Source organism: Oceanimonas smirnovii ATCC BAA-899 (genome assembly GCF_000381965.1).
Classification (GTDB): domain Bacteria; phylum Pseudomonadota; class Gammaproteobacteria; order Enterobacterales; family Aeromonadaceae; genus Oceanimonas; species Oceanimonas smirnovii.
The window spans coordinates 40886-67464 of the sequence record NZ_KB908464.1; the positions used below are offsets into that span (position 1 = coordinate 40886).

24 protein-coding genes and 1 pseudogene are annotated in these 26579 nt (G+C 54.9%); 8 read left to right on the forward strand and 17 right to left on the reverse strand.

Features of this window, described 5'->3' with window-relative positions:
• Positions 1-3 precede the first annotated feature (3 nt).
• The gene (locus G364_RS0111840; protein WP_019935359.1) at positions 4-1062 is read right to left on the reverse strand and encodes a linear amide C-N hydrolase; all 1059 of its coding nucleotides are present in this window, start codon (positions 1060-1062) and stop codon (positions 4-6) included.
• Positions 1063-1144: 82 nt separating this feature from the next.
• Here G364_RS0111840 and G364_RS0111845 point away from each other — a divergent pair, with 82 nt between their 5' ends.
• Positions 1145-1960, forward strand: coding sequence for a hypothetical protein (locus G364_RS0111845; protein ID WP_019935360.1), 816 nt, complete (start codon positions 1145-1147; stop codon positions 1958-1960).
• 19 nt (positions 1961-1979) lie between these two features.
• On the opposite strand, the gene G364_RS0111850 is transcribed toward G364_RS0111845, so the two are convergent.
• The 16 genes from G364_RS0111850 to G364_RS0111925 form a co-directional block, all read right to left on the reverse strand.
• The gene (locus G364_RS0111850; protein ID WP_026344877.1) at positions 1980-2438 is read right to left on the reverse strand and encodes a 2-thiouracil desulfurase family protein; all 459 of its coding nucleotides are present in this window, start codon (positions 2436-2438) and stop codon (positions 1980-1982) included.
• 32 nt (positions 2439-2470) lie between these two features.
• Complete coding sequence (locus tag G364_RS0111855) at positions 2471-2809, reverse strand: zinc ribbon domain-containing protein YjdM (RefSeq protein ID WP_019935362.1); 339 nt, start codon at positions 2807-2809, stop codon at positions 2471-2473.
• A 145-nt stretch (positions 2810-2954) separates the two neighbouring features.
• On the reverse strand, positions 2955-4004 hold the full coding sequence (lplAB, locus tag G364_RS0111860) for a lipoate-protein ligase LplAB (protein ID WP_019935363.1): 1050 nt from the start codon (positions 4002-4004) through the stop codon (positions 2955-2957).
• 47 nt (positions 4005-4051) lie between these two features.
• Complete coding sequence (locus G364_RS0111865) at positions 4052-4303, reverse strand: TIGR03643 family protein (RefSeq protein ID WP_019935364.1); 252 nt, start codon at positions 4301-4303, stop codon at positions 4052-4054.
• Between the two features lie 52 nt (positions 4304-4355).
• Positions 4356-4688 (reverse strand): hypothetical protein, encoded by a 333-nt coding sequence (locus tag G364_RS0111870; protein ID WP_019935365.1) that lies wholly within the window; start codon positions 4686-4688, stop codon positions 4356-4358.
• Positions 4689-4840: 152 nt separating this feature from the next.
• Positions 4841-5317 carry a TM2 domain-containing protein gene (locus G364_RS0111875; protein WP_245541425.1) on the reverse strand — a complete coding sequence of 159 codons (477 nt, stop codon included), beginning with the start codon at positions 5315-5317 and terminating at the stop codon, positions 4841-4843.
• A gap of 588 nt (positions 5318-5905) precedes the next feature.
• Entirely contained in the window at positions 5906-6286 is a 381-nt protein-coding gene (locus G364_RS0111880) for a RidA family protein (protein ID WP_019935367.1), read from the reverse strand.
• Positions 6287-6387: 101 nt separating this feature from the next.
• The gene (locus G364_RS17065) at positions 6388-6795 is read right to left on the reverse strand and encodes a GFA family protein (protein WP_083928717.1); all 408 of its coding nucleotides are present in this window, start codon (positions 6793-6795) and stop codon (positions 6388-6390) included.
• Between the two features lie 100 nt (positions 6796-6895).
• Entirely contained in the window at positions 6896-9514 is a 2619-nt protein-coding gene (locus G364_RS0111885) for an AAA family ATPase (RefSeq protein ID WP_019935368.1), read from the reverse strand.
• Positions 9515-9674: 160 nt separating this feature from the next.
• On the reverse strand, positions 9675-10475 hold the full coding sequence (locus tag G364_RS0111890; RefSeq protein WP_019935369.1) for a hypothetical protein: 801 nt from the start codon (positions 10473-10475) through the stop codon (positions 9675-9677).
• A gap of 394 nt (positions 10476-10869) precedes the next feature.
• Positions 10870-11286: a hypothetical protein gene (locus tag G364_RS17235; protein WP_156816504.1), complete on the reverse strand. Its 417-nt coding sequence runs from the start codon at positions 11284-11286 to the stop codon at positions 10870-10872.
• Positions 11286-11954 carry an HNH endonuclease signature motif containing protein gene (locus tag G364_RS0111900; protein WP_026344878.1) on the reverse strand — a complete coding sequence of 223 codons (669 nt, stop codon included), beginning with the start codon at positions 11952-11954 and terminating at the stop codon, positions 11286-11288. The genes G364_RS17235 and G364_RS0111900 overlap by 1 nt, the downstream gene beginning before the upstream one ends.
• A gap of 663 nt (positions 11955-12617) precedes the next feature.
• Positions 12618-17033 (reverse strand): chromosome partition protein MukB, encoded by a 4416-nt coding sequence (mukB, locus tag G364_RS0111910; RefSeq protein WP_019935373.1) that lies wholly within the window; start codon positions 17031-17033, stop codon positions 12618-12620.
• Positions 17030-17701 carry a chromosome partition protein MukE gene (mukE, locus tag G364_RS16530; RefSeq protein WP_019935374.1) on the reverse strand — a complete coding sequence of 224 codons (672 nt, stop codon included), beginning with the start codon at positions 17699-17701 and terminating at the stop codon, positions 17030-17032. Before mukE ends, mukB begins: the two co-directional genes overlap by 4 nt.
• Positions 17682-19007: a chromosome partition protein MukF gene (gene mukF / locus G364_RS0111920; RefSeq protein ID WP_019935375.1), complete on the reverse strand. Its 1326-nt coding sequence runs from the start codon at positions 19005-19007 to the stop codon at positions 17682-17684. Before mukF ends, mukE begins: the two co-directional genes overlap by 20 nt.
• Positions 19004-19786 (reverse strand): methyltransferase domain-containing protein, encoded by a 783-nt coding sequence (locus G364_RS0111925; RefSeq protein WP_019935376.1) that lies wholly within the window; start codon positions 19784-19786, stop codon positions 19004-19006. The genes mukF and G364_RS0111925 overlap by 4 nt, the downstream gene beginning before the upstream one ends.
• A 72-nt stretch (positions 19787-19858) precedes the next feature.
• On the opposite strand from G364_RS0111925, the gene elyC reads away from it, so the two are divergent.
• The 7 genes and pseudogenes from elyC to rsxC all read left to right on the forward strand — a co-directional run.
• On the forward strand, positions 19859-20623 hold the full coding sequence (elyC, locus tag G364_RS0111930; protein WP_019935377.1) for an envelope biogenesis factor ElyC: 765 nt from the start codon (positions 19859-19861) through the stop codon (positions 20621-20623).
• Between the two features lie 45 nt (positions 20624-20668).
• Positions 20669-21421, forward strand: coding sequence for a triose-phosphate isomerase (gene tpiA / locus G364_RS0111935; RefSeq protein ID WP_019935378.1), 753 nt, complete (start codon positions 20669-20671; stop codon positions 21419-21421).
• 8 nt (positions 21422-21429) lie between these two features.
• Positions 21430-22392, forward strand: coding sequence for a 6-phosphofructokinase (pfkA, locus tag G364_RS0111940; RefSeq protein ID WP_019935379.1), 963 nt, complete (start codon positions 21430-21432; stop codon positions 22390-22392).
• Positions 22393-22663: 271 nt separating this feature from the next.
• Complete coding sequence (locus tag G364_RS0111945) at positions 22664-23389, forward strand: sulfite exporter TauE/SafE family protein (RefSeq protein WP_019935380.1); 726 nt, start codon at positions 22664-22666, stop codon at positions 23387-23389.
• An 80-nt stretch (positions 23390-23469) separates the two neighbouring features.
• Positions 23470-24051 (forward strand): electron transport complex subunit RsxA, encoded by a 582-nt coding sequence (gene rsxA, locus G364_RS0111950; protein ID WP_019935381.1) that lies wholly within the window; start codon positions 23470-23472, stop codon positions 24049-24051.
• 1 nt (position 24052) lies between these two features.
• On the forward strand, positions 24053-24607 hold the full coding sequence (gene rsxB / locus G364_RS0111955) for an electron transport complex subunit RsxB (protein ID WP_019935382.1): 555 nt from the start codon (positions 24053-24055) through the stop codon (positions 24605-24607).
• Positions 24608-26548: pseudogene (rsxC, locus tag G364_RS0111960) on the forward strand (electron transport complex subunit RsxC); the annotation flags it as partial. It abuts the gene before it with no gap.
• Positions 26549-26579: the final 31 nt, after the last annotated feature.

The window sequence follows — 26579 nt, forward strand, 5'->3', positions numbered from 1 at the left end:
AGCTTATACCCCCAGAAAGGTAAAGGGCTTGGCTTCCTTAAGCTGATCATTGGCCATGCCTGAATAAATATTCTGTTGCTCAGCGCCTAAATCAAGCTTAAGTACCTTGCCGGCGTCGGCAGAAAAATCCAGCCGGTTAAGATCGAGCCAAAACACATTGGGAGTCAGAGCCGATTCAAAAAAGTAGAGTTTGCGTTTTTGATCCGACACGGTTTTCCAGCGGGTGGATGAAATATTGGGCTGATCCGGCGTGCTGATGCCATAAGGCACAGAGACGTTATTAATCACACTGAATACGCTGGCAATGGTTTTTTTGGCATCCGCTGTTTTAGGAATGGCGTTCACATAAAAGGCCGCGCGGGCAAACCTGTCGGCGGCGCGGTTGGTACCCGGCAGCATCACGGTTCCCCCCACTTCCTGCCAGTAGGAAGACAGCGCCAGCTGCTGATCATAAGCGGGTGAATTGGTCATTACCTGATAACGCTTGTCATGGTGAATAACCTGCCTGCCATCAATATATTCAATGATGGCGCTGTCTCCGCTGGCATCGGAAATAGACAAATGCAGCGTGGCCAGGCGGTTTTCTCCGGGCACAAAATCGGTGATCAGGGTAAACGGCTCCTGCTGCAACACCGCTACCGCTTCCTCTACACTGGCAAAGTTATCCAGCACATACTGCGCCCAGGCCGCTAACGACAAACCAGGCTTGCTGTTATCCCGCTCAGGATATTCAGACTCCACCAGCCACAGCACATTGGCGACCAGGCCGGCTTCGTTCATGCCGTCTGTGGTGGCAATATCATAGCCACTGGCAATCACACTGCCATATTTGGAGGTCCAGGTCAGAGAATCAGGGCCGGCTTCACCACTGCGGGACATGCCTCGCGGAAACACCCATAAATTAGTGCCAACATCGGTTTTCCAGTCCATGGAGCGTGCCGTAATAACCTGATCATCGGCACCGTGATACACAAAACGCGTGCAGGCATGAACACTGCCTGCCAGCACGGGTAACAAAATGGCGGCACTCACAGCAAGGATTTTGCGGGCTTTTAAAGACATGATTAACTCCGTTTAATTTTTACCCGGGAAACATTATCCGTTGTTACACTACTTTAATGTTATTTAGCAAGGGATAGAATTGATGAATAAAAATATATTACTGACCGCCGTTTCACTCTGCTGCAGCCATGGCATTAGCGCAGCGGCTGTTGCCGGGCCAACGGATGAAACCCACTGGCAACTCACTCCCTATCTCTGGGCTGCCGGGCTGAATGCCAATCTTTCTCCGTTTCGCCGGGCACCTGATCTGAGCACGCAACAATCATTTTCCGACATCATCGACAATCTTAATGCTGGCGGCTTTATCAACCTTTGGGTGCGTCACAACCGGCTGGTATTTTTTGGTGATGCCATGTTTACCGACACCAGTAACAGGGAAGCCGTGGGACCATTGCCGGCCATGCAATTACCGGGCTTCAGCGTGACCATTCCGGCAGGAGCCAGCACTTCTGCCCGCCTCGACAGCCAGCAATGGTCGGCAACCCTGCTGGGAGGCTACCGGCTGCTGGATGAGCAGCAGTTCTCCATGGATGTGCTGGCAGGCACACGCCTTTGGCATATTTCCAACAAAATATCTGTTCGGGCAAGCCACCCCCTGATTGGTACCTATCAGGCTTCTCATAAAGAAAGCTTCAGCTGGGCGGATCCCGTTGTTGCTGCCCGCGTTCAGGTGCGAGCCAGCGAGCAGCTTTCTTTACTGGTGCAGGGGGATATTGGCGGACATGCCGGCAAGGCCGACAGCACCTGGTCGTTACTGGCGGCAGTCCGCTATCAGTTGCCGTCGCAGTTATCCGTGCTTGCAGGCTATAAGGTGATCGACGTGGACTACCACCATGATGACTATATTTACAACGCCAGGCTGGGCGGCCCTGCCATTGGCCTGAGTTACCGTTTTTAACTGCGCAACAAATGCCTGGTTAAGGTGAACGCAGACATTGTTTGAGCTCGGCCACATTATGCTGACTGAACACCTGAATGCCATGCCGGCGCAACAGCGCCGTGGTAACGCCCTGCCCCGCTATTTTGGTGCCGGAAAAACGGCCGTCATAAATCACACTGCTGCCACAGGAGGGGCTGGCTTCAGCCAGAATGGCAACGCGAATATGGTGCGCCCGGCAAAACGCCAGGGCTTGTTCGGCACCGCGCACAAAGGCATCTGTGCAATCAACCCCGGTGTTATCCATTACCCGGGCATGAGCGGTTAACTCGGCCGGCGCTCTGGGCACCGGCAAACCGCCGGCCACTTCCGGGCACAGGGTTTTAATGCAAAAGTGCTGTTTAAGCAAGTCCAGATCCTGGGGCTGCAGCCCCAGGCTTTTGCCGTTATAGCGTACCGGCGCGCCCATCAAGCAGGCGCTGACAAGAATATTTTCCATAAAAAAGCCGCCTGTTACGGCGGCCTCATGCATCAGGCTTTTTTTACAAAGGCGGCGGTGACCATCATCTCACCCACGCCGTCTACCTTGCAGTCCAGCTCGTGATCCTTGGCATCCACAATGCGGCGGATTAACGCCTTGGTGCCAATTTTAATCACCATGGAGCTGCCCTTCACTTTCAGATCCTTGGCCACGGTAATGCGATCACCTTCCTGCAGCAGGGTGCCGTTGGCATCCTTGGCAGTAATGGGCGCATCTTCGGCGGCCACTTCCGCAGGGTTCCACTCATGACCACACTCGGGGCAGATCAGCTGCGCCTGATCCTGATAAACATATTCGGAATTGCACTGGGGGCAAGGAGGTAAAGACATAATTCGCTTCTTCTTTAACGTGATTTTGCCGGCTATTCTACCCGTTATTTCCCGACTTTTCGAGTGGGTTTAAACTTGCCCGACGTTCGCGTTATTTGGCAGCAATAATCACACCACTTCGAGCAAGATTTATACACTTGGCCGTTCAGCTCACCTTATATAACCACTCTTCAGTGAGAAATTTACTCGACACCAGAGCTTTGGCTGCTTCCAGCTCCTGCGGCAAATAACTGCCCGCCTGAGTCTGATACAGCTCGGCAAAATGGCTGATAAAGGATTCAATAATGGCCTGACGCTCCAGCCCGGTCTGGCTGCGCATGGGATCCACCCGCTTGTTGGCGCTGGTAATGCCCTTGTCCGACAGTTTCTCACGACCGGTGCGCAGCACCTGCAGCATTTTGCTGGCGTCTATGTCGTAGGCCAGAGTGGCATGGTGCACCAGCACGCCATTGGCAAAGCGCTTTTGCGCCGCGCCGCCAATCTTGCCCTTGTCGGAAGCAATATCATTCAGCGGCACATAACGGGCCCTGATGCCCACCTTGTTCAGCGCGCCCAGCACCCAGGCATCCAGCTGCTGATAAGACTGCTCAATGTTAACCCCGTCCACCAGCGACGTGGGCACGGTAAGCGAATAAGTAATACAGTTGCCCGGCTCCATAAACATGGCCCCGCCCCCGGTAACACGGCGCACCACCTGCACCCCGTGCTCGGCGGCGGCGTCCATATCCACCTCGTTCTTTACCGACTGAAACGAGCCGATCACCACCACCGAATCGCTCCAGTCCCAAAAGCGCAGCGTGGGTTTGCGCAGGCCGGTGCCCACGGAATGAGCCAGCACTTCGTCCAGCGCCACATGCTCCGCCGCCGGCAGGCTGACCGGGGCAATAACCTCAAACTCATGATCCAGCCAGCTGCTGGCCTTGCCCAGCGCCCGGCGCACCGCCGTGGCCACCGCCTCGGCAGAAAAGCCGAACATCATCACATCGTCATTCAGTGCCGCGTTAATGGCGGCCGCAAGCGTCTGGTGGCTGGCAGTCACCGGCATGCCGGTAAGTGCCTGGTTAATGCAGTCCAGCGCCGACTCCGGCTCCAGAAAAAAATCACCGGAAATGCTCACGTGCGCAAGGCAATCCTGCTCAACCTCAACGTCGGCCACCACCAGTTTGCCGCCCGGCACCTTGAATTCTCCGTGCATGACACCACCCTTCAAATAAAAAAATCAGTGTAACAAAACTCGATGCATTAACGGTGCTTGTATTGCGTGGGGCAATAGCCCCGGCTCACATCCGGGCTGCGCAGTTTGAGATGCTTGGTGGCACGCCCCGACACCCGCGCACGCCACACCCTGAAACTGCCGGGCTTAAGCTGCCGGCGCATAAACCGAATCACCTCCGCCTCACCAAGGCCAAACTGCAACTCAATGGCCTCAAAGGGAGTGCGGTCTTCCCAGGCCATTTCAATGATTCTGGATTCGTCTTCTTGGGTTAATGCCATAACAACACCTGATAAAAATATGTTGCCGTTCATGACCCAGCCAGCAGGGTTTCTATTTCATCACCCGTCGCTGTTTAACCTTGCGACGAAAGTCCTGCCAGATATCCATTAATGTGCTTAAAAAACCCCAGACGGCGAGCGAAACAAAGGTGCCTATAAAAAGTTTGACTGGCCAGCTGTCATCACGTCTGCCCAGGCTGACAACCATACCGCCATGGTAAAAAAAGTCGTAAGCCAACGCCCCTGCAATAAACAAAAGAAAAATGCTGATGCAAAGTGCATATTGATGTTCTGCAACAGCGGAATCCCAGGCTTCTGTTCTGGATAATGTTCTGATTTTTTTCCCTTTTGCATTCCTTTCAAACCGCTTTCTTTTGGTATTCATAACAGCATTGCTTACTAAATCAGAGATTTATCTTACCCAACGATGATCTGACGAACAGACTGTTGAAACACGTTTTTTACCGCGCTGAATTACAAGGTAAAAATAACAAGTTGGCTGCGACCTTAAAGCAGCTGCAGCCAATTTCGTTAACATCAGAACCAGGGTTTATAGCCTGTTACATACGTCTGCTCAAACTCTTCATCAGACTTAACCAGATAAAGTATGAACTCCACAAATGCGATAATCCCAATCACCAATGAAGGGAAGCCAAGCAGAATAAACCCAAACAGGAACACCAGCAGCATGATGGCACCCTGCTTGTTATATCCCAGATAAAACTTGTGAGCCCCAAATGCACCAAGGAAGAAGGCAAACAAGGCCGCAGCAATTTTCTTTGATGATGCACTATTGGTGGCCGGCTCGGCATAAATGGCCTCTGCAGCATCACCGTTAGCAAAAAAATCAACCCTGTTACCTGCTCTGGGAAGCTGACTGCCCTTCCATTCCTTTATCTCAAAGTTGTATCTGTTATCGTCGTCTCCCGAGATAATGCCTGAGCGGCTTTCTTCATTAAAATCAAGGATTTTACCTTTCATACAAGACTCCATTGTTAAAAAATATTTATTCATGAATACCGCAACTGGTAACCACAGAGCGGGAACAATCCAGCATCACTAATATATCGCGCACTAATTTTATCCGGATCATCGGGAAGCGACTTCATCGAGTTCAATATGAAGTTAGCGTGATCAAAGTCTTCAATCCTTTGCTCTTTTGCACCCAAAGGATCAAAAAACGCGCAACGTTACTATCTATAACATACTCATGCTTATCATCGATTTCACGTACAGTCGCAATAGCCGCATCCGCTCCAAGAGTATTGTAATGATATTCAGCCCTGCACAGCAATTCATTGATACGGTCATTACTATTACAAATAGATAGCAATATTAAAAGAGGGATAAAAATATAATTTACAGTAGTGTATGTAGTATGGTAACCCCTAAGTTTTGAGTAGTCGCTCATAGCTGAATAAATTGATAATGCCACGTTAAGGCGTGAGTGAATATGCGCCAAAATTAGAGCGAATCGACAATAAAAATCGTCTAGGAGTTCATAATTTTCCCGTAAGGTAATAACGCCAGCCAGTATGCGCGGCTGCGGAATGGAGGCGAAGCCGCAATGCAGTAGGCGTCGCGTGACTGGCCTTGTTATACCTAACCCAAGACACAATCGATCTCCGTTTCTACGAGCCATTCCGGATTGATGAAGCGGCTTACTTCAAAAAATGTACACGCGGGCCTTATTGCAGAAAATAGCTCACCATGTGCTTTGGCGGCTTCCTCCCAACGAGAAATGTCAGTGAGCATGATGCGAGTTCTGATTATATCTGTCGGTTTTCCTCCAGCCTCTTCAATAGCCCTAATAGACAGTTCCAGGCAATACTTGGTCTGCCCATAAACATCCCCAACGCAGGTAGTTTCACCATTCTCTATGGGTGCCGTGCCGGAGACGGAAATCATGCTTCCAACTCTGCATGCTCTGGAAAACCCAATCGGTTCTTCCAAAGGAGATCCTGAACTTACCAGCTTTCTCATGTGTTCCTCCTTGAGGTATAACGCCCGCCATAAACGGCCGAGTGAAACGAGGTCCGGCGACCGTAGGGAGCGAATTTAATGGCATTGTTAGCTGGCTTTCCCTATGGTTGCTTCTCAAACACTTTCACGTCAGGAGGTATTTGATACCAATCTTGTTTTTCGCTTACCCAGACGTGAATCGTAGGGTTAATAATGCTTGTATCTGATAGATTGCTAGGTTTTAGCTTCAGCTTATCTGGCTCATTTGGATCGAAGTGATATATCCTGTTTCCACAGGTTGGGCAAAACTTTGCTCCACTAGTATTGCCGCTGTCCGCAATCCGACTCCAGCTTTTCATTTCACCCTGAAATTTAACGCTGTCCGTTTTCACCATTGCAGTTATGCTAAATGCGCTAGTTGATAATTTTTGACACTCTTTGCAATGACAAGCAGCAACGAACAACGGAGGCTCAAGCAGCTCATACTGTACGTTTCCGCATTGGCACGACCCCGTAATTGGGTATTCCATTTTACTCAAAATATTCTCCTAATAATGATGACCAGCTAACGCCGCAAGCAGTGGTGAACTACAGTGTCCGACAGCAGCGCATTGTTATGCATTTCCACTCCTACGCGGTTGCCTTCGCGGTCTTTCTCCGATTCTGAATGGCTTCAACAATGGCTTTCAAGGCAACGATGTCATTGCCCAAATCAGCCGCAGAGGGAACTGCAGCAGCCTTTGCCGACGATGGGTCGTGGGCCGTTACAACGTCACAACTTCGCTTATGCAGTTTTTCAATAGCTTCGTATTCGGGACGGCTAAAGCCTACAACCTCTTCAAGTGAGTCCACGCGAATCCAGTCGCGATATCGCTTTACGACGCCATTAAAAACAACGTCTTGAATTACTCTTTCGAGCGTTGCCCTTAACCGGTCATACTGGTGTCGCATATCTCCAATCTCTTTTTCATTAGGATATGCCGGCCACGTCTTCGCAAGCTTGCTCTGCGCCTGCTCAAGAGCGTTGATTCTCGCTTTATAGCCTTGATGATCCCACGGGAGGCCATCATTAACACAGCCAGGGGCGCCTCCTCGCCACTCCAAAAAGAATGTTGAGTTAGGAATACCTGCCGTCTCGATCTCATCGGATAGTTGGCCAAGAAATGAAGTGTCATGAGTAAACACTACTACTTGCCGATTCTTAGCCTCCTCAACCAATCTCCGGGCAACATTTCGTCGCCGCCAATGATCCAACGACGAAACCGGATCATCGAGGATAATTCCACACGAATGATTGGCGAGCGCCAACTCAGCAAAGAACGAACCCAGCGCGATTGCACGTTGCTCACCTTCGCTGAGAATCTCATCAATTTTGTTCGTAACTGGAAGATCTAGTAGAAGTTGATGGTACATCTTCCCACGGGAACTACGCTCCTTTAGCTTTGTTTTGATGTGCCCAATGCCAAGTGCTTCAAACTCTTTGTCAAGAGCTTTCCTTAACTCATCTGTTACCGCGACAGTAGCAAATTCCTTTGACTTATCAGAAATCGAACGTGTTTTTAAGGCGGGGCGACATTTTTCAAGGGAAGACTTCTTTTTCATCCGACCCAACAACTCGACTACAGCATTCAAACTCTTGGCCAGGCTTTGTCTTGCAGTAAGTTCACTCAATTCTCTTTCAAGCTTCGTTCGCTTCGTTTCATCCGCCGCTCTTGTAAGCGTTCGGAAAATCCTTAATTGCTGAGCTGCAAGCTGGCGAATTCGCGCCCTTGGCGAAACATTCAAGGCAGGAACCTCTGCCCATTTTGATGTTTCGAGACACTGGAGCATAAACTCTCTACGCGCATCAATCGAAGCTTGAAAATCTGAAATTACTTGAAGGATTGAGCCGTCTAAGACCTTCAGTTCTTCACCAAGGGCATCATCGGCGGCAATCATAAGATCGGCTGCCTTGATCTTGGCCTTGGCTATTTCGACCTTGTTACGGGCTGCTTCGGCGGACTTTGCGACATCATTCTGGATGTACTCATCAAATCGCTTAAGACGGTTAGCCCCTGATTCGGGTAAATTTTCCTGGCACAAGGGGCACACTTTACCCTCAGCAGATTGAGGAAACTCCTCTCCCGGATATGCTACTTCAGTGGAGTAGCGCCGTGCGGCGTCAAAAAGAAGCTTCCAAACTTGCTCTCCAGTTCCTGGAAGTAGTTCTTCACCGGAGCACAACGCGTCGGCAGCTTTCTTCTCAGCGTCCTCTGCGGAGATCTTCTCATCATTTATTTTCTGAAGTTTTTCAACAGCGTCTGAGCTAACCCATACCAAAGGTTTGGCAAGCTTGTCGGCGAAAGCTTTCAGTCGCATCATGGAACGCTTCGACTCTTCCGCCTTAGCCAGAGGATTACCCTCCTTGAGAGCATTCTCAAGCTCGGCAATTCGCTTAATATCGCTTTCAGTGATGGTTCCAAGTGAAGTAATAGTTTCTGTGTTTGACTTGATGGAAAGGTTTCCGATGACTCTCCCGACCTCTGTATCGCCAAGAAGATGTTCGAACGGCAGTTTACTTACATCAATCCCATTGATCTCTGACTCGAGCATCTCTGAGAGCTTTGGGAGAACTCGGTTGGCAAGACTTTCAATAATGTCAAGGCCGTATGGTAAGTAAGCAACATCTTGCTCCGCCGTTATGTAGGAACGAGCACACTTGGAATCAAAGACTGAGATTGAGGAGAGTTGGTCCGGTGAAGTTGTGTCGCGCGCCCAATCAACTTCATGTGATACACCCATTACCTTTACATCGAATTTTGCGGTGGGCACCCTCTTAGAGGCCGTCGGATCATTTGCATCTGGGTGGACAGGCTCAGATTGATCTCTAGCCCGACAAGCTCTTTTCATAACACGAGCATAGCCCGACTTGCCCGAACCATTTCCTCCATAAATCACAGTAATGCCAGCTTCTGAGAAAGTTAGAATGCGATCACTCGGAATCTGATTGACGTTTTGCAGGTCTCTCAAAGCGACTAGAGTAACTTGCTCCCCTGGAGCAAGTTCGGCAGGAAGGTGCTCTTTAGCCAATGGAATCGGCAACAGTGCATCATCACTCTCTATACCGCAATCCTTCTTAAGAAGTGCGTATAACTCGGATAGGTCGGTCTCGTTCAGTGCTGATTCCTGCTGGAAGAGGCGGCGGCACGCATCTCGTTGCCATGACTGGAGAGATTCAGTCCACTTTAATATTTGATTAAGCAGTGTCATCCATTTCCTCTCTTGATTTCGTTATTGGGGAGCCAAATCTGCTTCTCTTGCATAACGCCGCAAGCAGCTGCGGCTTTGTAGTGGATTGTTTTGCGGTAGCGTAGCGTTAAACCGCAAAACAAGGAACGGAAAAGCCGTCAGACTGCCTTGCCTTGTTAGCTTATGCCTCCTTTTCTTGCAATTCTCTAAACTTTGCAAGAGATTTGTGCCACTCAAGAGCATTATTGAAGCTATCATCTGCATCATTTTTTCCAGACGCTATATCCTTAAGATGGATCGCCAACTTTTGCTCAATGTAATTAAATAATACAGTGGTCTGCCATTTCTCTGATTTGAAATCATCTAATTCAGTTGAAGATAATATTGGCTTGACGGATTCCAGGACACTCTCATCTTCGTACCATGGCATGTTCATTGGGCCTTGAATTGCAGTGAGATGTGCATATTGCGCCAAACCAAGCGTAAGTTGACGATACGCCCAAAAATATTTAAAACTTAGGTCATCAAGAAAAGGGCGCACAAGGTCTGCTTCACTATGTACCTTTTCGGATAGATCTTTTATGAAATCTTCTTTTCTTGCAAAGGCAAATTGGGGATTTTCATGAAGATGTTTCATGTTAGCGAAAGCCAACATGTCTAACCAAATTATCACCGATGGGCGCTCGTCTCTTAATCTAATCACTTCGCCCCAAAGTATTTTTATAGACGCTAAACGTTCACTATTAAATGCTTTTTTCGATTCTAAATAGGTTGAATTGGTGATACCCAAAACGTTTATATAATTTTGATTTTCAGCTTTCAAAGCTTCAAGCTCCGAAGCATACTTACTTCGGTCTGACTCTAAGATTCGACTTGCCCAAACTTTACCCAACCAAGAACTAAATGCAGCAAGCAGAAGTCCTGCTCCTCCGAGTGAACCCAGAATTGATAATCCAACTTGTATAATCTCTATTTTTGTCAAAATTAGTCCTTATAGTTAACGGTGGAGAGCTAACGCTCAAATAACCGGCAGCAAACCGGAGTAGATTTTGGGGCTACAGTGACGCGAAGCGGCAAGCCCCAAAAATCCGCGCAGCGTTTGATGTCCGAGTTAATTTTTTTGTTAGGTATTTGTGCCTCGTTAGCCAACGATTAACACCAACCGATCATGCTCTTTAAGTGGAGAAGACTTGTGCTCGCGCTCTGTAAGAACTGTCAAATCGAATTCAATTGACAGCTTTAAACCCAACTCTAAGAACTCTTTAGACAAATCCGAATGGAGTTTACCTAAGTTTGATGCGTCATTCTTCACTACGAGTAACAAGTCACAATCATTAGCGTGACCACTTCGAAAAAATGAGCCAAAACCATAAACGCTAAGCAGATTGCTGTTTTTTGTATGGATAGATTGGATTTCCTTCATCATCTTTTTGGTGATACAACCAAAACTCATTTTTCCACAAAGCTCCTGTTAGCTCACTTGCATTGAAGAGGCCAATACTGTTGGATAGACAAAGTTGTTTTGCCTCTCTCGTATATCCATTCCACTTGCCACCCACAGATATAAAATTGACCTCTGGAAATTCGCTCAAAACTCGGTGAACCATGGCTTCCCCTAGCGTATATTCGTCAAGGCATATTAATGTAATTGAACTGCCATCTTTTCTATCGAATTCCATAATTATATCGTCATGACGTGAATAACGAATGACATTACCATGAGATTTTATAGCCGATTCTAGCCACGCAATTCGACTGTAAGTCACACCCCATGAGTTTGAACCATTAGACATTATGAGAACACCTCTGAAAACTCTGTAGGAAATAGCTGATAGGAATCCAACCTTTGATATACGTGCTTTTCATATGACTCTACGTGCGCGCGAAACTTTTCGATAGCATTAATAGTAGGCATATCCTCGATAAGAACTTCGTTTGCGTCGATAAGGTTTAATATTTTTCTATTGTTAGGCAATATTTTGTCGATTCTTCGCAACTCCCATACCAAGTATGCATTAGAACTTGGGTCTGATTGAGCGGCTTCGCTCATTGGACCTAGTGCATCAAATGTAGCTTTATTATTAGCAAGTAGCCGAGCAACTGCGATGTGTAGCTTAGTAAAGCTATCAAATCTTGGTGCCTTTCCAGCACTATTTATTTCTGCTTCATGGTTTCGCTTCCATTCATGGAGCATTTCAATTGTATATGTTCCCTTTGGGGCTTTATCTATGTGGGTATGGTGAGTTGGGCAGAGCAAAATCAAATTGTCGTATGTATCAGCTCCACCCTCGGGAGTACCTCTAGCAGCAGTAGGTTTGCTACCAATAACGTGAGCCATTTCTCCTACTACGTAGTTACCCGATGCCACTAGAGCAGTTAAATCTTCATCACAACCTGGTTTCGAGCATCTTCCTCCCGCTCTCCCCCAAAGAATTTTTGTATCGACTGTTCCAATTGCCATTTAAATTATTCTCCGAGTCGCAATGAAAATACCTAACATTATAATAATGAGCATGCTCATATTTCTTCCGACACGCCCGTTCAGCTTTCACTTATAAGCTTTTGATAATATAAAGCTTTTCGCACATCAACCCTATCCAGCCGTGAGCAAAAACACGCATGCTCGTTATCAACATTTGCTTGCGCATTATCCACATTCCCCCGCCGTAACCTGCTCAGATCACAGGAGTGTTTTAGCCTTCTTTGTTGTACACGAGCATGGCCAAAGTAATAGTGAGCACGGTGCCGACAAGCCTGCAAATACACTGTATAAATCAGCAGGTTTTTAATTTTTCCACGCTACCGCCCGGGTCTTGCGGGCGACCGGGCCTCTGGGTGTGGGTGCAATATGAGCCGTTATTGTGCCTGTTGGGATGCAGAATTCAAATGGAACTTTTGCATAATGAGGAGCCAGCGTTGCTTTTTGGGCAGAATTGTTGGAACTCGTCCCAACCTTGCAGCACTGAAAGAACAGCTACAGGTGTGCATAATTTGGCGGAGTTCAGGTGAATAAAGGGGTGGTTTGTGAGGTGGGTTGCCCGACTGAAGTCGGGCCTACAGGTGCAAAATGCGGGTACGCAGTTGACGGAGTAGTTGCCGCGCGTAAAGCGCGGCCTTTATTTTGTTACGCCGCCTCCCCTGCAAAGCCGCGCAGGCCCACTACGTGCACATGTTCCTGGTTGCCGTGCACCTTGCGGATGAGCTTGTAGGTGGTGCCTTTTTCCGGGCTGATGTTCTCCGGGGCGGCAATCAGCAGCTGCATGTCCTGGCGCTCGCACAGCTCGAACAAAGTGGCGATGGAGCGGGCGTCAAGCCGCGCGGCTTCGTCCAGGAACAGCAACCGGCAGGGCAGCACGTCGCGGCCGCGCAGGTGGCGAGCTTCCTCTTCCCAGCTTTGCAGCACCATCAGCAGAATGGCCTGGCCGGTACCAATGGCCTCACCGGTAGAGAGCGCGCCGCTTTCGGCACGCAGCCAGCCGTCAGCGCCGCGCTGCACTTCAATGTCCAGCTCCAGGTAGTTGCGATAATCCAGCAAGGCCTGGCCCAGCACCTGCGGGCTGCGATCGCCCCGCTCCAGCTCGGGGTTCAGGCGCTGATACAGCTTGCCCATGGCCTCGGAGAAACTGAGCTCCTTGCTGCTGAACAAGTCCTGATGGCGGCCTTCGGGGTCGCTCAGGGCATCCAGCAGACGCTGATAGGTGTCACGAATGTTCACGTTCAGGCGCACGCCGGCCACCAGACCAAAGCGAATGTTCTGCAGGCCCTGGTTAAGCTGGCGAATGCGGGTCTGCTCCCGGCGAATAATGGTGTTGATCTTGGCCGCCACTTCCACGGAAGACAGCGACAGCTGGCCTTCACGCAGGGTGAGCTCGTCGGCCAGGCGCGCCAGCTCCACTTCCATTTCTTCCAGTGCTTCCACCGGATCGTCGGCACGAATAATGTCGTGGCGAATGCGCGCCTTGAGATGGCGGAACACCAGAATGTAGAACTGCACCTTTTGCAGGGTGTTGCGGTTGCCCTCGGAAAGGCGCAGGGCATCGCGCAGCTCTTCGTCGTGCTCCACCGCCACCCGCAGGGTGCCCAGCGCTTTGTCGGACATGGAGCGCAGCTCGTCGGCATCGAGATAGGCCAGCTCCGGCCGCTTGAGCCGGCGCTCCACATCGTGATCCCGCGCCAGCCGCTCTACCCTGGACCAGTTGGCCTTGTGGGCCACCAGCGCCTTGCGGGCGGCAAAGTAGCCCTGGCCGTCTTTCGACAGGCGCTGACTGAGGGAGTCAATTTCCCGCTTGGTGACCTGGCGCTGAGCCTCAGTCTGGCTGCGCTTGTTGCGGGTCTGCACCAGCTCGTTTTCCAGCTCGCGCTTGGCGTCCCGGGCTTTTTGCTCCATGTCGTCGGCAAGCACAATACCCAGTGCCGCCAGCTCTTCACGGAACTCGCCCAGCGTGCGGCTGCGGGCATCGCGTCCGGTCACCAGGGCGGTGCGCGCCTGCAGGGCGTCACTTACCCGGCCGGACAGCTGCTCGGCACGCAGGCCGGCCTTGCGGCGGGCTTCCTCGGCCTGGGCCAGCTTGGCCTTGAGGCTGTCGTTCATGGCGGAGCTTTGGCTCAGCAGCTGCTCGGCATCGGCATAAGCCAGGTGCGGCAGTCGCGCCACCAGCTGGTTCAGGGCATAGGTGCGGGCACGGGCCTCGGTCAACTCGCTTTCCGCCTGCTCGGTGGCGGCCTTCAAAGCATCAAAGCCGGCCGGGTCCTGTCGCAGCACCTGCACCTGCTCGGCCAGCCGGCCCAGGCGCTGGCCGTGGGCGGCCATAACGTTGCGGGCATCATTCAGTTTATCGGCCTCGGCCCTGGCGGCTTGCAACCGCTCGGCCACACCGTCGTCGGCCAGAAGGGATGCCAACGGCAGCAGCTTGTGCAGCAGGCCCTGCTGCTCGCGCAGGCTCTCTACCTTGCTGGCCCACTGAGTGCGCTGCTCGGCAAGCAGCATACGCTCCTGCTCCAGTTCGTTTTGCTGTTCGGCCAGCTCCGCCAGCAGTTCTTCCGGGCTGGGGGCAAAGGCCTGTTGCAGGCCGTCACTGACAAACTCGCTCAGCTGGTGGTACAGCCGGCTGTGTTTTTGCTGGGCAAAGGCGGCCTCGGCATAGCGGGCGCTTTCAGTCTCAAGCTCCTCGCGCAGTTTTTCCACCTGGGCTTCCCGGGCGGCACGGCCAAACAGCGGCACGGCGGGAAAACGGGAATAGCGCAGCTGGCGCTCGCCGTTTTGCACATACACGGCCCCTTCCAGCTCGGTGGCCTGCAGCAGGTCTTCGTCAAAGGCGTCAGGGTTGCCCTGAATCAGGTACACATCGGGCGGGCAGCTTTCCAGCGCCTGCAGTTTTTCCAGTGCGGCTTGTGGATCCGCCACCACAATGGCGTTGCGGGCCGGGCCGTACAGCGCCTCGTAGTAAGGGGCGTCTTCTACCGCAATGTCGTCGTACACCTCGCACAGCAAAGTGCCGCCCAGGTGCTCGCACAGCGACACCAGCTCGGGCGAGGCATCGCTGCCGCCGCTCAGCACGCGAATATGCTGCTCCAGGCGCTGCTTGGCGGCCAACGCATTTTGCTTGGTCTGCTCGGCCTGGTGCTCGTCGCGCAGGGCCTGCTGCATGGCGGCGGTAATTTCGCTGCTGTCGGTGAGCGGCTTGTCTGCCAGCTCACGCAGCCGCTCCAGCGCCTGCTGGGCCTTGTGCCAGGCCGGTGCCTGAGCCTTCAATTCCTTGATGCGCGGGGCCAGCTGCCCTTCGGCGGACTGCAGCTGACGCTGAGCCTCGGTGCACTCGGCCAGCTGCTCTTCGGCTTCGGCCTTTTGCTCGTCGAGCTCGGCCAGTTGCAGCTCAAGCTCCTCTTCGCTTTGTACTCGGCGGTTGTGACGAGCAAGCTCGGTTTGCAGCTCGCGCACCTTTTGCAGCCGGGCCTCGGCCTGCTCGGCGTCTTTCAGGGTGCGGCGAATGCTCTCTTCCCGGCTCAGCAGGCTCTGGTGCTCACGGCCCTGCTCAATCAATTGCGTGGCGCGGCCAAAGGCGGCAGCGCGGTCCACCGGGCCGGCCACGGCTTCCAGCAATGCCAGCGCCTGGTCATACTGAGCGCGGGCGGCCTCGGCCAGACTGAGCTGCTGGCGTTGCTCCAGCACGGTTTGGGTGAGTTGCTGCTCTTTGGCCTGATGGCGCTGCTCTTCTTCCTTGGCCTGCTCGGGCTCAAGTGCCGGCAGCTCGCAACGGGCGCGCACGTTTTCCAGCGCCTGACGGGCCTGGCGATACTGAATGGCGCGGGTCTGCTGGGTGTCGAGCGCTTGCTGATAGTCGGCCAGCTGGCTCTTCAGGCTGTCTACCTCGGCGTCGGCCTCGGTGCGGGCGTCTTGTGCTTCCTGATGTTCGTCCTGCAGCTCGGCCAGCATGTCTTCCTGAATGGCGAGCTTTTCTTCCAGCTCGTCCAGCTCCAGCTGGTAAGCCTGAATTTTCTCATTGAGCTTGACCCCGCTCATCACCTTGGCGAGATGCTCGGAGGCAATATCCAGCTCGTCGGTCAGCATGCGCTCCTTGGCCTGCAGATGCTCATATTCATCGGCCAGATAAATCAGCCGGGCCTTTTCTTCGGCCAGAATGCGGCGCTCTTCCGCCAGGGCCTTGCGGGCCGAGAGGGCGAGATCCGACAGCCGCTGCTTTTCGGCGCTGTTGCGCACATAGTCGGCGGCAGCGTAATGGGTGGTTTCGGTGATCAGCTGGCGGAACAGATCCCGCTGGCGCTGGGTTTCGCGAATGGATTCCAGGGTGCGGCGGTTTTCAAAGATCGCCGCTTCCATGTCGGTAAAAGCCTTGCGAATGCCGGCGTTCTCCGGCAGCAGGTAGTCTTTCAGGCTGCGGCTGATGGTGCTGGAAATACCACCGTAGAGCGAGGCTTCAATCAGACGATAGAACTTCACCCGATCCCGCTGATCTTTCAGCTTGCGCGGGGTCACGCCCATGTCGAACAGAAAATTGTGATACTCGCTCACCGTATTGAAACGGGTAAAGCGCAGGCCGGCCTCGGTGGCAGCAGCTTTCAGCTCATTCAGGGAACGCACCTGGCCGCGGCCGTCGTCCAGGCGGCTTAACAGCAGCTCGGTGGGGGCCGCGCCCTCATTCACATCCTGCAAGGCAAAGGGCACCAGGTTCACCTTGTTGTCGCGGTTGGCCACCTGCTCCAGGTGCACGCCAAACCACACCCGCTCCTGCTGTGACGTGGTCACCTCAATCAGCGAGTAGCAATGGCCCCGCTGCAGCTTGCCATACAGGCCCTTGTCGCGGCTGCCAGACTGGCTGCCCGCTTCCGTGGTATTGCGAAAGTGCAGCAGGCTGAGATCGGGAATAAGTGCCGCAATAAAGGCCGCCATGGTGGTGGACTTGCCGGCACCGTTGCCGCCGGACAGGGTGGTCACCAGCTGGTCCAGATCAAAGGTGCGGGCGAAAAAGCCGTTCCAGTTGACCATGGTCAGGGATTGAAACTTGCCTCGGGTCACACTCACTGCTCGTTCTCCTGCTCGTCCTGCTGTTCGGTGCCGGCCACGGCTTCGCCTTCCTTAATCATACGCAGCTGCAGCTCGCGGGGGTCTTCGTCGCTGCGCACGTCGGCGGCAAAGCGGAACACCGCTTCGGTAATACGGAATTTGTCCTGGCTGCCCACGCTGCTCACCATGCCAATGCGCTTGAGCCGGCGAATGGCGCTTTTGAGCTTGTCAGCCAGCTTGCGCTTGTCGAGATCACTGCCGCCGGCGCGCTGGTTCACCATGCGCAGCAGCGCCTGCTCGTTGGACAGGGTTAAAATCTCTTCCTGCAGATCCTCAACGGAAAACACCCCTTCGTTGATCAGGCGGTCCGGGCTCAGGTAGAGGTAGCACAGCACCTTGCCCACCAGCATTTCCAGCTCGGACAAAATGGAGGTGCCCAGCTCGCTGGTGGAGCGCGGCCGCAGGTAATAAAAGCCCTCGGGGGCGCGCACCAGCTCGGCCTGGTAGCGCTGATAAAAGGCGTCGAGCTCGGGGTAATACTCCTGCAGCAGCGAGTGCTGCTCCAGCTCGTCGGCGGTTATGTGCCGGCCCGACCGCAGCTGGTTGTCGAGGGCCGGAAACAACGGATTGGCAATGGCCTGAACCAGTCTTGAGTCCAGGGCCTGTTCAGTATTGGTCGATAACATGTGCTTGTACCTTGGCCCCGTGGGCATTAATGGGTTGCCAGTCGGGCATGGGCGCGCCCGCCAGTTCGCCGTCGGCATGGCCGAGCTTGACTGCTTCGTCAATCAGCAGGCGCGCAATGTCAAAGTGCTGGTAATGAGGGTAATCGTTGAGGTAATCGCGCAGCACCCCGGCCAGATCCAGCGGCTTGCCGGCAACGGAAAACACCTCAAGATGCTCGCGAATGCGGCCCGAGAGCTCAGCGGCCACGTCGGTCATGTCCTGATATTCCAGCTCCACCGGCAGCTCGCCGGTCACTTCCTCGGCGTAGGCGGCCATGGTTTCGTCGCGCAGCTCAAGCAAAGGCAGGGTCTGGCTGACCCGCAGCCGCCAGTTGTGGTTCTCGAAGTGACGAATGGACTCGCGCAGCCGCTGGCTGAAGGCGCGGTTTTTGTCCATGTCGATGGCGGTACGAATAAAGCGGTGCACGTGGCGGTCGTAACGGGACCACAGCTCAATGCACTGGCTGCCCCAGTGAATAATGGCATCCAGCCGGGCCTGCAGTTGCTGGCACAAAATGGCCACCGCCTCGCCTCTGGGGCTTTGCTGCAGCTGCTCTTCAATGTTGAGCAAGCTTTGCTGCAGGCCATGACCGGCTTTATCCAGGGTGTCCTGCAGTTCCCGCAGGGTCACGCCGGTTTCCCGCAGCAGTTGCTCACAGGCGTGAATGGCCTCGTGCCAGTTCTTGTTGAGCAGGGCGGCGATGTTGGCCTTGACCGCGTTTTGCTGCTCGTCCATGGTGCGCTGGGTGTCGTCGATGCGCGCCAGCTGCTCCGCCACCGAATACTTGAGCCGGCCTTCCACGTTCTGGGCCCAGCCCTGCTCATCCGGGTTGGCGGCAATAGCCTCAGCCACGCGCTCCAGCTCCTGAGATATGTGCTCCAGCAGCAACGACAGCTTTATCTGGCTCACTTCCCGCTGGGCGGCAAAAAATTCCACAATGGCCAGCCCCAGCCGGGTTAAGCGATACAGGCTTTCGCCCTCGCCGCCATCGCCCTGAAAGCGGCTCAGCAGACGCTGGCGCACCAGATCGTTAATGGCGTTGTTGGCCCGGCTGACTTGCGTGTCGCCGGCCTGGTCAAAGCCCTTGCTGACATAGCCAAAGGCGTGATGCAGCTCGGCCTCGCTCAGTTGCGGCTGCTCGCCGCCCCGGCCAAAGATGTGCACCGCCAGCAAAAAGGCCAGCCGCTCGGGAGGCAGGCTCAGGCCTAAATTTTCCTCTCTGACCCAGCCGATCCAGTCCGGCAGGGTGCGGGACATTTCCGTCATGGTGTAGCTCTCTTCACTTTGTGCGCAAATACGTGCATATAACGCCCCAGGTGCATAAAGGGCTGGGTGCGGGAGTGGGCCAGCTCCATCTGTATAATTTCTTCCTCGGTGGGAAAGGGCCCGTGCACGTTCGACATATAATCGTGAAACACCCGCACGCCGCTGCGTCCGGTTATAACAAAGCCGAGCTCGCTCAGCCAGCCGTCTACCTCGGCGGGCCGGCAAGGCCAGCCCGGCGTCAGTTTCTGGCGTCGTTTTCTGACCAGGTTGGCGTGCACGTAATCAAAGTTGCCTTTTACCAGGCTGTGATAAAGCAGACCGTCGCGGTTGTAATACATGAGCGACAAATGCCCGCCGGGGCGCAGCAGCTCGTTCAGACCGGACAGCAAATCCGCCTGATTTTGCACCCATTCCAGCACGGCATGGCACAGAATAAGGTCGAACTGACCCAGGTCGGCCGAACATAACGACTGTATGGGGCCGTGAATAAAGTCGAATTGCCCGCTCAGACCCTTTTCGGCCACCTGAATCCTGGCTTCTTCAAGCATTTCGGCAGACAAATCACACAGCACCACACTGTGGCCCTCGGCGGCCAGGCGCTGAGACACGGGGCCAAAGCCACCGCCGGCATCGAGAATGCGCAGGGGCCGCTCGCTTTCCGGCAGCCATTCGGCCAGATCCCGGCTCAACACCCGCAGGCGAATTTGCCCCTTGGTGGTGCCGTAGATATTGCGGGAGAAAGTGCGGCTTTTGCCGTCAAAGCTGGTGTTACGCGTCAAACCGAGTGTTTCTTGTCATTTCAAAGGCAGCTATTCTGGCATAACCCGTACGGTTAACAAATGCGAGAGTGCATGACCGCTTCCTTTTTGGCTAAAAAATGGCTGGGCAGCCTGCTGTTACCCCTGCCCCTGCTGCTTTTAACGGCGTTGTTTGGTGTGTTTCTGCTGATGATGCGCCATAAGCGCAGTGGAATTGTCTTTGTGTCTGCGTCTCTTTTGGCACTTATGCTGCTCAGCACCCGGCCGGTAGCCAATGCGCTGATTGCCCCGCTGGAGCAAACCTATGCGCCTTTTAACGCGGGCAGCCAACCCGTTGACGATATTATTGTGCTGGGTGCCGCTCAGGTGGCAGACCCGCGCCTGCCCCTGCTCAGCCAGCTGGGCAATGCGGCGCTGGCGCGCATCAGCGAAGGAGTGCGGCTGGCTCATGCTTACCCGCAAGCCCGGCTGATTGTAAGCGGTTATGCCGGCAGCGAGGGCCGCTCCAGTGCCGAACTTTATGGCGAGGTGGCGCAGGCACTGGGCATTGAAGCCAGTCGCATTGTGATGCTGCCAGAGCCGAAAAACACCACCGAGGAAGCCGCCGCCATCACGCCGCTGATTAAGGATCGCACGGCGGTACTGATCAGCTCTGCCAGCCACCTGCCCCGCGCCATGGCGCTGTTTGCTGCCAAGAACGCCGCGCCTCTGCCTGCCCCTGTTGATCATCAGGCCAAAGACAGTGCCGGCACCTTGCCGCTATATAGTTACCTGCCTCAGGCGCGATATTTAGCGCGCAGTGAGCTGGCCTGGCATGAATATCTGGGCAGGCTGTGGATAGAAGTGCACAAGCTTTAGCAAATCCCTATAATCCCCCATCATTTAACTGAAAGGAACTGACCAATGCGACAGACTCTGGTAATGGGTAACTGGAAACTGAATGGCAGCAAAACCATGGTGCACGAGCTGATTTCTGCCCTTAAGGCGCCTGCCGCCGACGCCGCCTCTGTGGCTGTGGCCGTGTGCCCGCCCGTACTGTTTTTAGGCCAGGCCGAAGCCGAGCTTGCCGGCAGCCCCATTGCTTTGGGCGCACAGGATGCCGACATCAATACCAGCGGTGCCTTTACCGGTGAAAACTCGCCGGCCATGTATAAGGAATTTGGCGTTAAATATGTGCTGGTGGGCCACAGCGAACGCCGCACCCTGCACAATGAGTCTGATGCCGTGGTGGCCGCCAAGTTTGCCGCCGTGCTGGAGCAAAATCTGGTACCTGTGTTGTGCATTGGTGAAACGCTTGAGCAGTTTGAAGCCGGTGAAACGCAAGCCGTGGTTGAACGCCAGCTGCAGGCCGTGATTGACCGGTGCGGCATTGAAGCCCTCGGTCGTGCGGTTATCGCTTATGAGCCGGTATGGGCCATTGGCACCGGCAAAACCGCCACTCCCGAGATTGCGCAGGGTGTGCACAGCGCCATTCGTCAGTTCCTGGCTGCACAAAGCGCCACTGTGGCCGCCGGCGTGCAAATTCTTTACGGTGGCTCAGTAAAAGGTGACAGCGCCGCCGGCCTGTTTGCCATGGAAGACATAGACGGTGCTCTGGTGGGCGGTGCCGCCCTCAAGGCCGACGAATTTGCCGCCATTATTCGCGCGGGGGCTTAAGGGATTTCATGATTAAACGCATTGGAGTACTCACCAGCGGTGGTGATGCACCGGGCATGAACGCGGCCATTCGGGCTGTGGTGCGTACCGGCCTGCATCATGGTCTGGAAGTGTTTGGCATTCAGAGTGGTTATCTTGGTTTGCATCAGGATCAGATAATACCGCTGGACAGGCACAGTGTGTCGGATGTGATTACCCGGGGCGGTACCTTTCTGGGCTCGGCACGGTTTCCCGAATTCAAGCAGGAGCAGGTGCGGGCAGAAGCGGTGGCCAACCTGAAAAAACACGGTATAGACGGCCTGGTGGTGGTGGGCGGCGACGGCTCCTATATGGGTGCCATGTGCCTGACCGAGATGGGCTTTCCCTGCATCGGCATTCCCGGCACCATCGACAACGACATTGCCGGCACCGACTTTACCATTGGCTTTGACACGGCCCTGAATGTGGCAGTGGAAGCCATTGACCGGCTGCGGGATACCTGCAGCTCCCACAACCGCATTTCGGTGGTGGAGATCATGGGCCGGCACTGTGGCGATCTCACTTCCTCTGCCGCCGTGGCCGGTGGTGCGGAATACGTGATTGTGCCCGAGGTGGCCTTTGACAAGGATGAGCTTATTCAGCAAATTCACGAAGGGGTGGCCAAGGGCAAAAAGCACGCCATTGTGGCCATTTGTGAAAACGTCTGTGATGTAAACCAGCTGGCCAGAGATATTCAGGATGCCACCGGCCGCGATACCCGCGCCACCATTCTGGGGCATATTCAGCGGGGCGGTACGCCCACGGCGCAAGACCGTATTATGGCCAGCCGCATGGGTGCCCGCGCCGTGGAGCTGCTGCTGGAAGGCTTTGGCGGCCGCTGCATGGGCCTGCAGAATAACCATATTGTGCATCACGATATTATCGACTGCATCAAGCACCTGCGCCGCCCGTTTAACGAAGAAATGTATCAGCTGTCTAATACGCTGTTCTGAGTAACAGGGATTAGGGACTGGGGAATAGGGACTTGTCATTCCGGCCTCCGAGCCGGAATCCATTCTTCAGACAATTACGTATACAGTCCTTGAGTAGTTGGGATTCGCTTCGCTCATCGCCAACCTCACTCTGGCTACTTATAGCTGACAGCTTACGGCTGATGGCTTAATTGGTGCCAGCCCACATTATTGATAAGGCCAGCGCCGTTTGGCCTTCTGCTTGTTATAACCAATGGTCATAATGGTGCTTTGTTCTTTGTTGTGAGCCGTTATGCAGCAGCTTGATACCCTGACATTAATACTTGCCGCCCTGGCCTGCTTTACCGGTGCCTATGTGCAAACCGCCATCGGCTTTGGCATGGCGGTGGTAGCCGCGCCTATTTTGTTTTATCTCGATCCCGTGCTGGTACCCGGCCCCTTGATGATGGTGCTGCTGGTGATGTGCATGGTAAACGGCTGGCGCTTTCGCAAGGGCATAGAGATGAACCTGCTGGCGCCGGCGCTGCTGGCTCGCATTCCCGGCAGTGCGGTGGGTGTGTGGCTGCTGGTGGTGCTGCCCGTTAAATGGCTGGCAATACTCATTGCTGTCACCATTATGCTAGGTGTGCTGGTGCGGCTGAAAGACATTGCTCTGCCCATGACCAGAGCCAATATGGCGCTGGGCGGGTTTCTGTCGGGAGTAATGGGCACCAGCACCACCATAGGCGGGCCGCCCATGGTGCTGGTAATGCACGGTGCCGACATGCACCGCATTCGCGCCAACCTGGCGGGCTTTTTTGTGGTATCTACCCTGATGTCAGCCGGTGCGCTGGCCAGTGGCGGCTTTCTTACCCAAACCCACCTTGAGCTGGCGCTGCCCCTGGCCCCCGCAGCCCTGTTCGGTAACTGGCTGGCGGTGCACAGTTTGCACCTGGTGTCGCGGCCCGTGATGCACTACGGCTCTTTATCACTCTGTACGCTGGCGGTTATCGGTATGTTAATCAATACCTTGACGTAAACCCGTGTAAATCGTGGCATTGTTAAACGGGTCATAAAGTCCGATAATAACCCCCGTTTATTGCTGAATGCCGAGTGATCATGTCTGAATACCTGCTGCTGTTTGTCGGCACCGTGCTGGTCAACAACTTCGTGCTGGTGAAGTTTCTTGGCCTGTGCCCGTTTATGGGGGTGTCGGGCAAACTGGAAACCGCCATTGGCATGGGGTTGGCCACCACCTTTGTGCTGACCCTGGCTGCCGCCTGCTCTTATCTGGTGAACCAGTATATTCTGCTGCCGCTGGATCTGCTTTATCTGCGCACCCTGTCGTTTATTCTGGTGATCGCCGTTGTGGTGCAGTTCACCGAAATGGTGGTGCATAAAACCAGTCCGGCGCTGTATCGCCTGCTGGGCATTTTTCTGCCGCTGATCACCACCAACTGCGCCGTGCTGGGCGTGGCCCTGCTCAACATCAACGAGCAGCACAACTTTATGCAAAGCCTGATCTACGGCTTTGGGGCTGCCGTGGGCTTTTCCCTGGTGCTGGTGCTGTTTGCCGCCATGCGCGAGCGGCTGGCCGGTGCCGATGTGCCCGCCCCCTTTAAAGGGCCGGCGCTGGCGCTGGTGACCGCCGGCCTGATGTCACTGGCCTTTATGGGCTTTACCGGACTGGTGAAGTTGTAATATGACACAGATTCTTATCGCCATTGTGGTGCTGGCGCTGCTGGCGCTGGTGTTCGGGCTTATTCTGGGGTTTGCCGCCGTGCGCTTTCGTGTGGAGTCGGACCCCATTGTGGAGCAACTGGACGAGCTGCTGCCGCAAACCCAGTGCGGCCAGTGTGGTTACCCCGGCTGCCGGCCCTATGCCGAAGCCGTGGCCAACGGCGACGACATTAACAAATGCGTGCCCGGCGGCGATGCCACCATGCGTAAAATTGCCGATCTGATGGGGGTAGAGCCCCAGGCCATGGGTGAAGACGCCGCCGAGCCTGAGAAAAAGGTCGCCTTTATTCATGAAGACATGTGCATTGGCTGCACCAAGTGCATTCAGGCCTGTCCGGTGGATGCCATTGTGGGCTCTACCAAGGCGCTGCATACCGTCATTGCCGACGAATGCACCGGCTGTGACTTGTGCGTGGACCCCTGCCCCACCGACTGCATAGAAATGGTGCCGGTCAAGGTGACTCCCGACAACTGGAAATGGCAGCTTGAGCCCATTGCCATTAAGCAGGTGAAGTAAATGTCGTTGTTACAGGAACTCCAGGCAGGCAAACTGCACGACTTTCATGGCGGCATTCATCCGCCCGAGCGCAAAGCGCCCGCCAACCAGAGCCCCATTGCTGATGCCGGTCTGCCCGACGAGCTGGTGCTGCAAATCCGCCAGCATATTGGTCAGCCGGCCCGTTTACGGGTAAAAGTGGGTGATAGCGTGCTCAAGGGCGAGCGCCTTACCGATCCCGATAATCCCATGATGATGCCGGTGCATGCGCCCACCTCGGGCATCATCAGCGCCATTGAACGCCGGCCGCTGTGTCATCCGTCCGGGCTGGAAGGCGACTGCATTATTCTTACGCCCGACGGCAAGGACGAATGGCGCCCTCGCTACCCCATGACCGACATTCACACCATGGATGCCGATGTGCTGCTGCAGCGCATTCATGAATCGGGCATTACCGGCCTGGGCGGCGCGGGTTTTCCGGCTCACGTTAAACTGCGCCCGCGTAAAAAAGCGATAGAAGTCCTTATTATCAACGGCGTGGAGTGCGAGCCCTATATCAGCGCCGACGACCGCTTAATGCGCGAGCACGCCGATGACATTCTGGCCGGCGTGGGCATATTGCAGCACATAGTGCAGCCCGGGCTGACCGTGATAGCGGTGGAAGACAACAAGCCGGAAGCCCTGGCCGCCCTGCGTGAGGCCAACCGCAGCGAGCAGATACTGGTGGTGTCTGTGCCCACCAAATATCCGTCCGGCGGTGAAAAGCAGCTGATTGAAGTGCTCACCGGCAAACAGGTGCCCCGCAACGGCCTGCCCGCCGACATTGGCATAGTAGTGCAGAACGTGGGCACCGCCTTTGCGGTGAAGCGCGCCGTGCTCGACGACGAACCGCTTATTCAGCGGGTAGTCACCCTGGCCGGCGAAGGCTTTGGCCAGAAGTGCAACGCCTGGGTGCGCATTGGCACACCGGTGCGCCACCTGCTGAAGCGCTTTGACTTTGTGCCCGGCCCCGAGCCTCGCATCATTATGGGCGGGCCCATGATGGGCTTTACCCTGCACACCGCTGCTGCGCCCGTGATCAAGGGCAGCAACTGCATTCTGGCCCCGGGCAGCCACGAGCTGGCACCACCGGCGGCAGAGCAGCCCTGCATTCGCTGCAGCCAGTGTGCCGATGCCTGCCCTGCCAGCCTGTTGCCTCAGCAGCTGTACTGGCATGCCCGCGCCAACGAGCACGATAAGCTTAACAGCCATCACCTGTTCGATTGTATTGAATGCGGTGCCTGTGCCTGGGTGTGCCCCAGCCAGATCCCGCTGGTGCAATATTACCGGGTAGCCAAGGCCGATATTCGTCAGGCCCAGCGCGAAGCCGAACAGGCCGAGCAGGCAAAAAAACGCTTTGAGGCCCGTCAGGCCCGGCTGGAGCGGGAAAAAGCCGAGCGTCAGGCGCGTCAGCAAAAAGCAGCTGCCGAGCGCAAGGCCCGCATGAAAGAACAAGTGGACGCCGGTGGTGAAGATCCGGTGGCTGCCGCACTGGCCCGGGTAAAAGCCCGCAAGCAGGCCGAGGGCACCGACGACATGGCCGCCGCCCGCGCCGCCCGCAAGGAAGAAGCCCGCCGCAATCGCGAGCGCAAGGCCGCTGAAGCTACGCCTCCAGCCGCTGCTGATGACAAAAAATCGGCGGTGGCCGCTGCGGTAGCGAGAGCCAAGGCGCGTAAGGCGGCTCAGGCCGCAGAGACAAGCGAGCCCGCCACGCCAGCTGACACCCCGGCTGACGATAAAAAAGCGGCTGTGGCGGCCGCCGTGGCCCGTGCCAAAGCCCGCAAAGCGGCGCAGGCTGCAGAGCAAGCCGGGGCCGCACCGGCAGAAGCACCCGCCGAAAAGCCGGCGGAAACATCTGACGACGATAAAAAAGCCGCCATTCGCGCCGCCGTAGCCCGGGCCAAGGCCCGCAAGGCTGCTGCCGCCAACTCAAACACAAAAACGGAAGACGAGT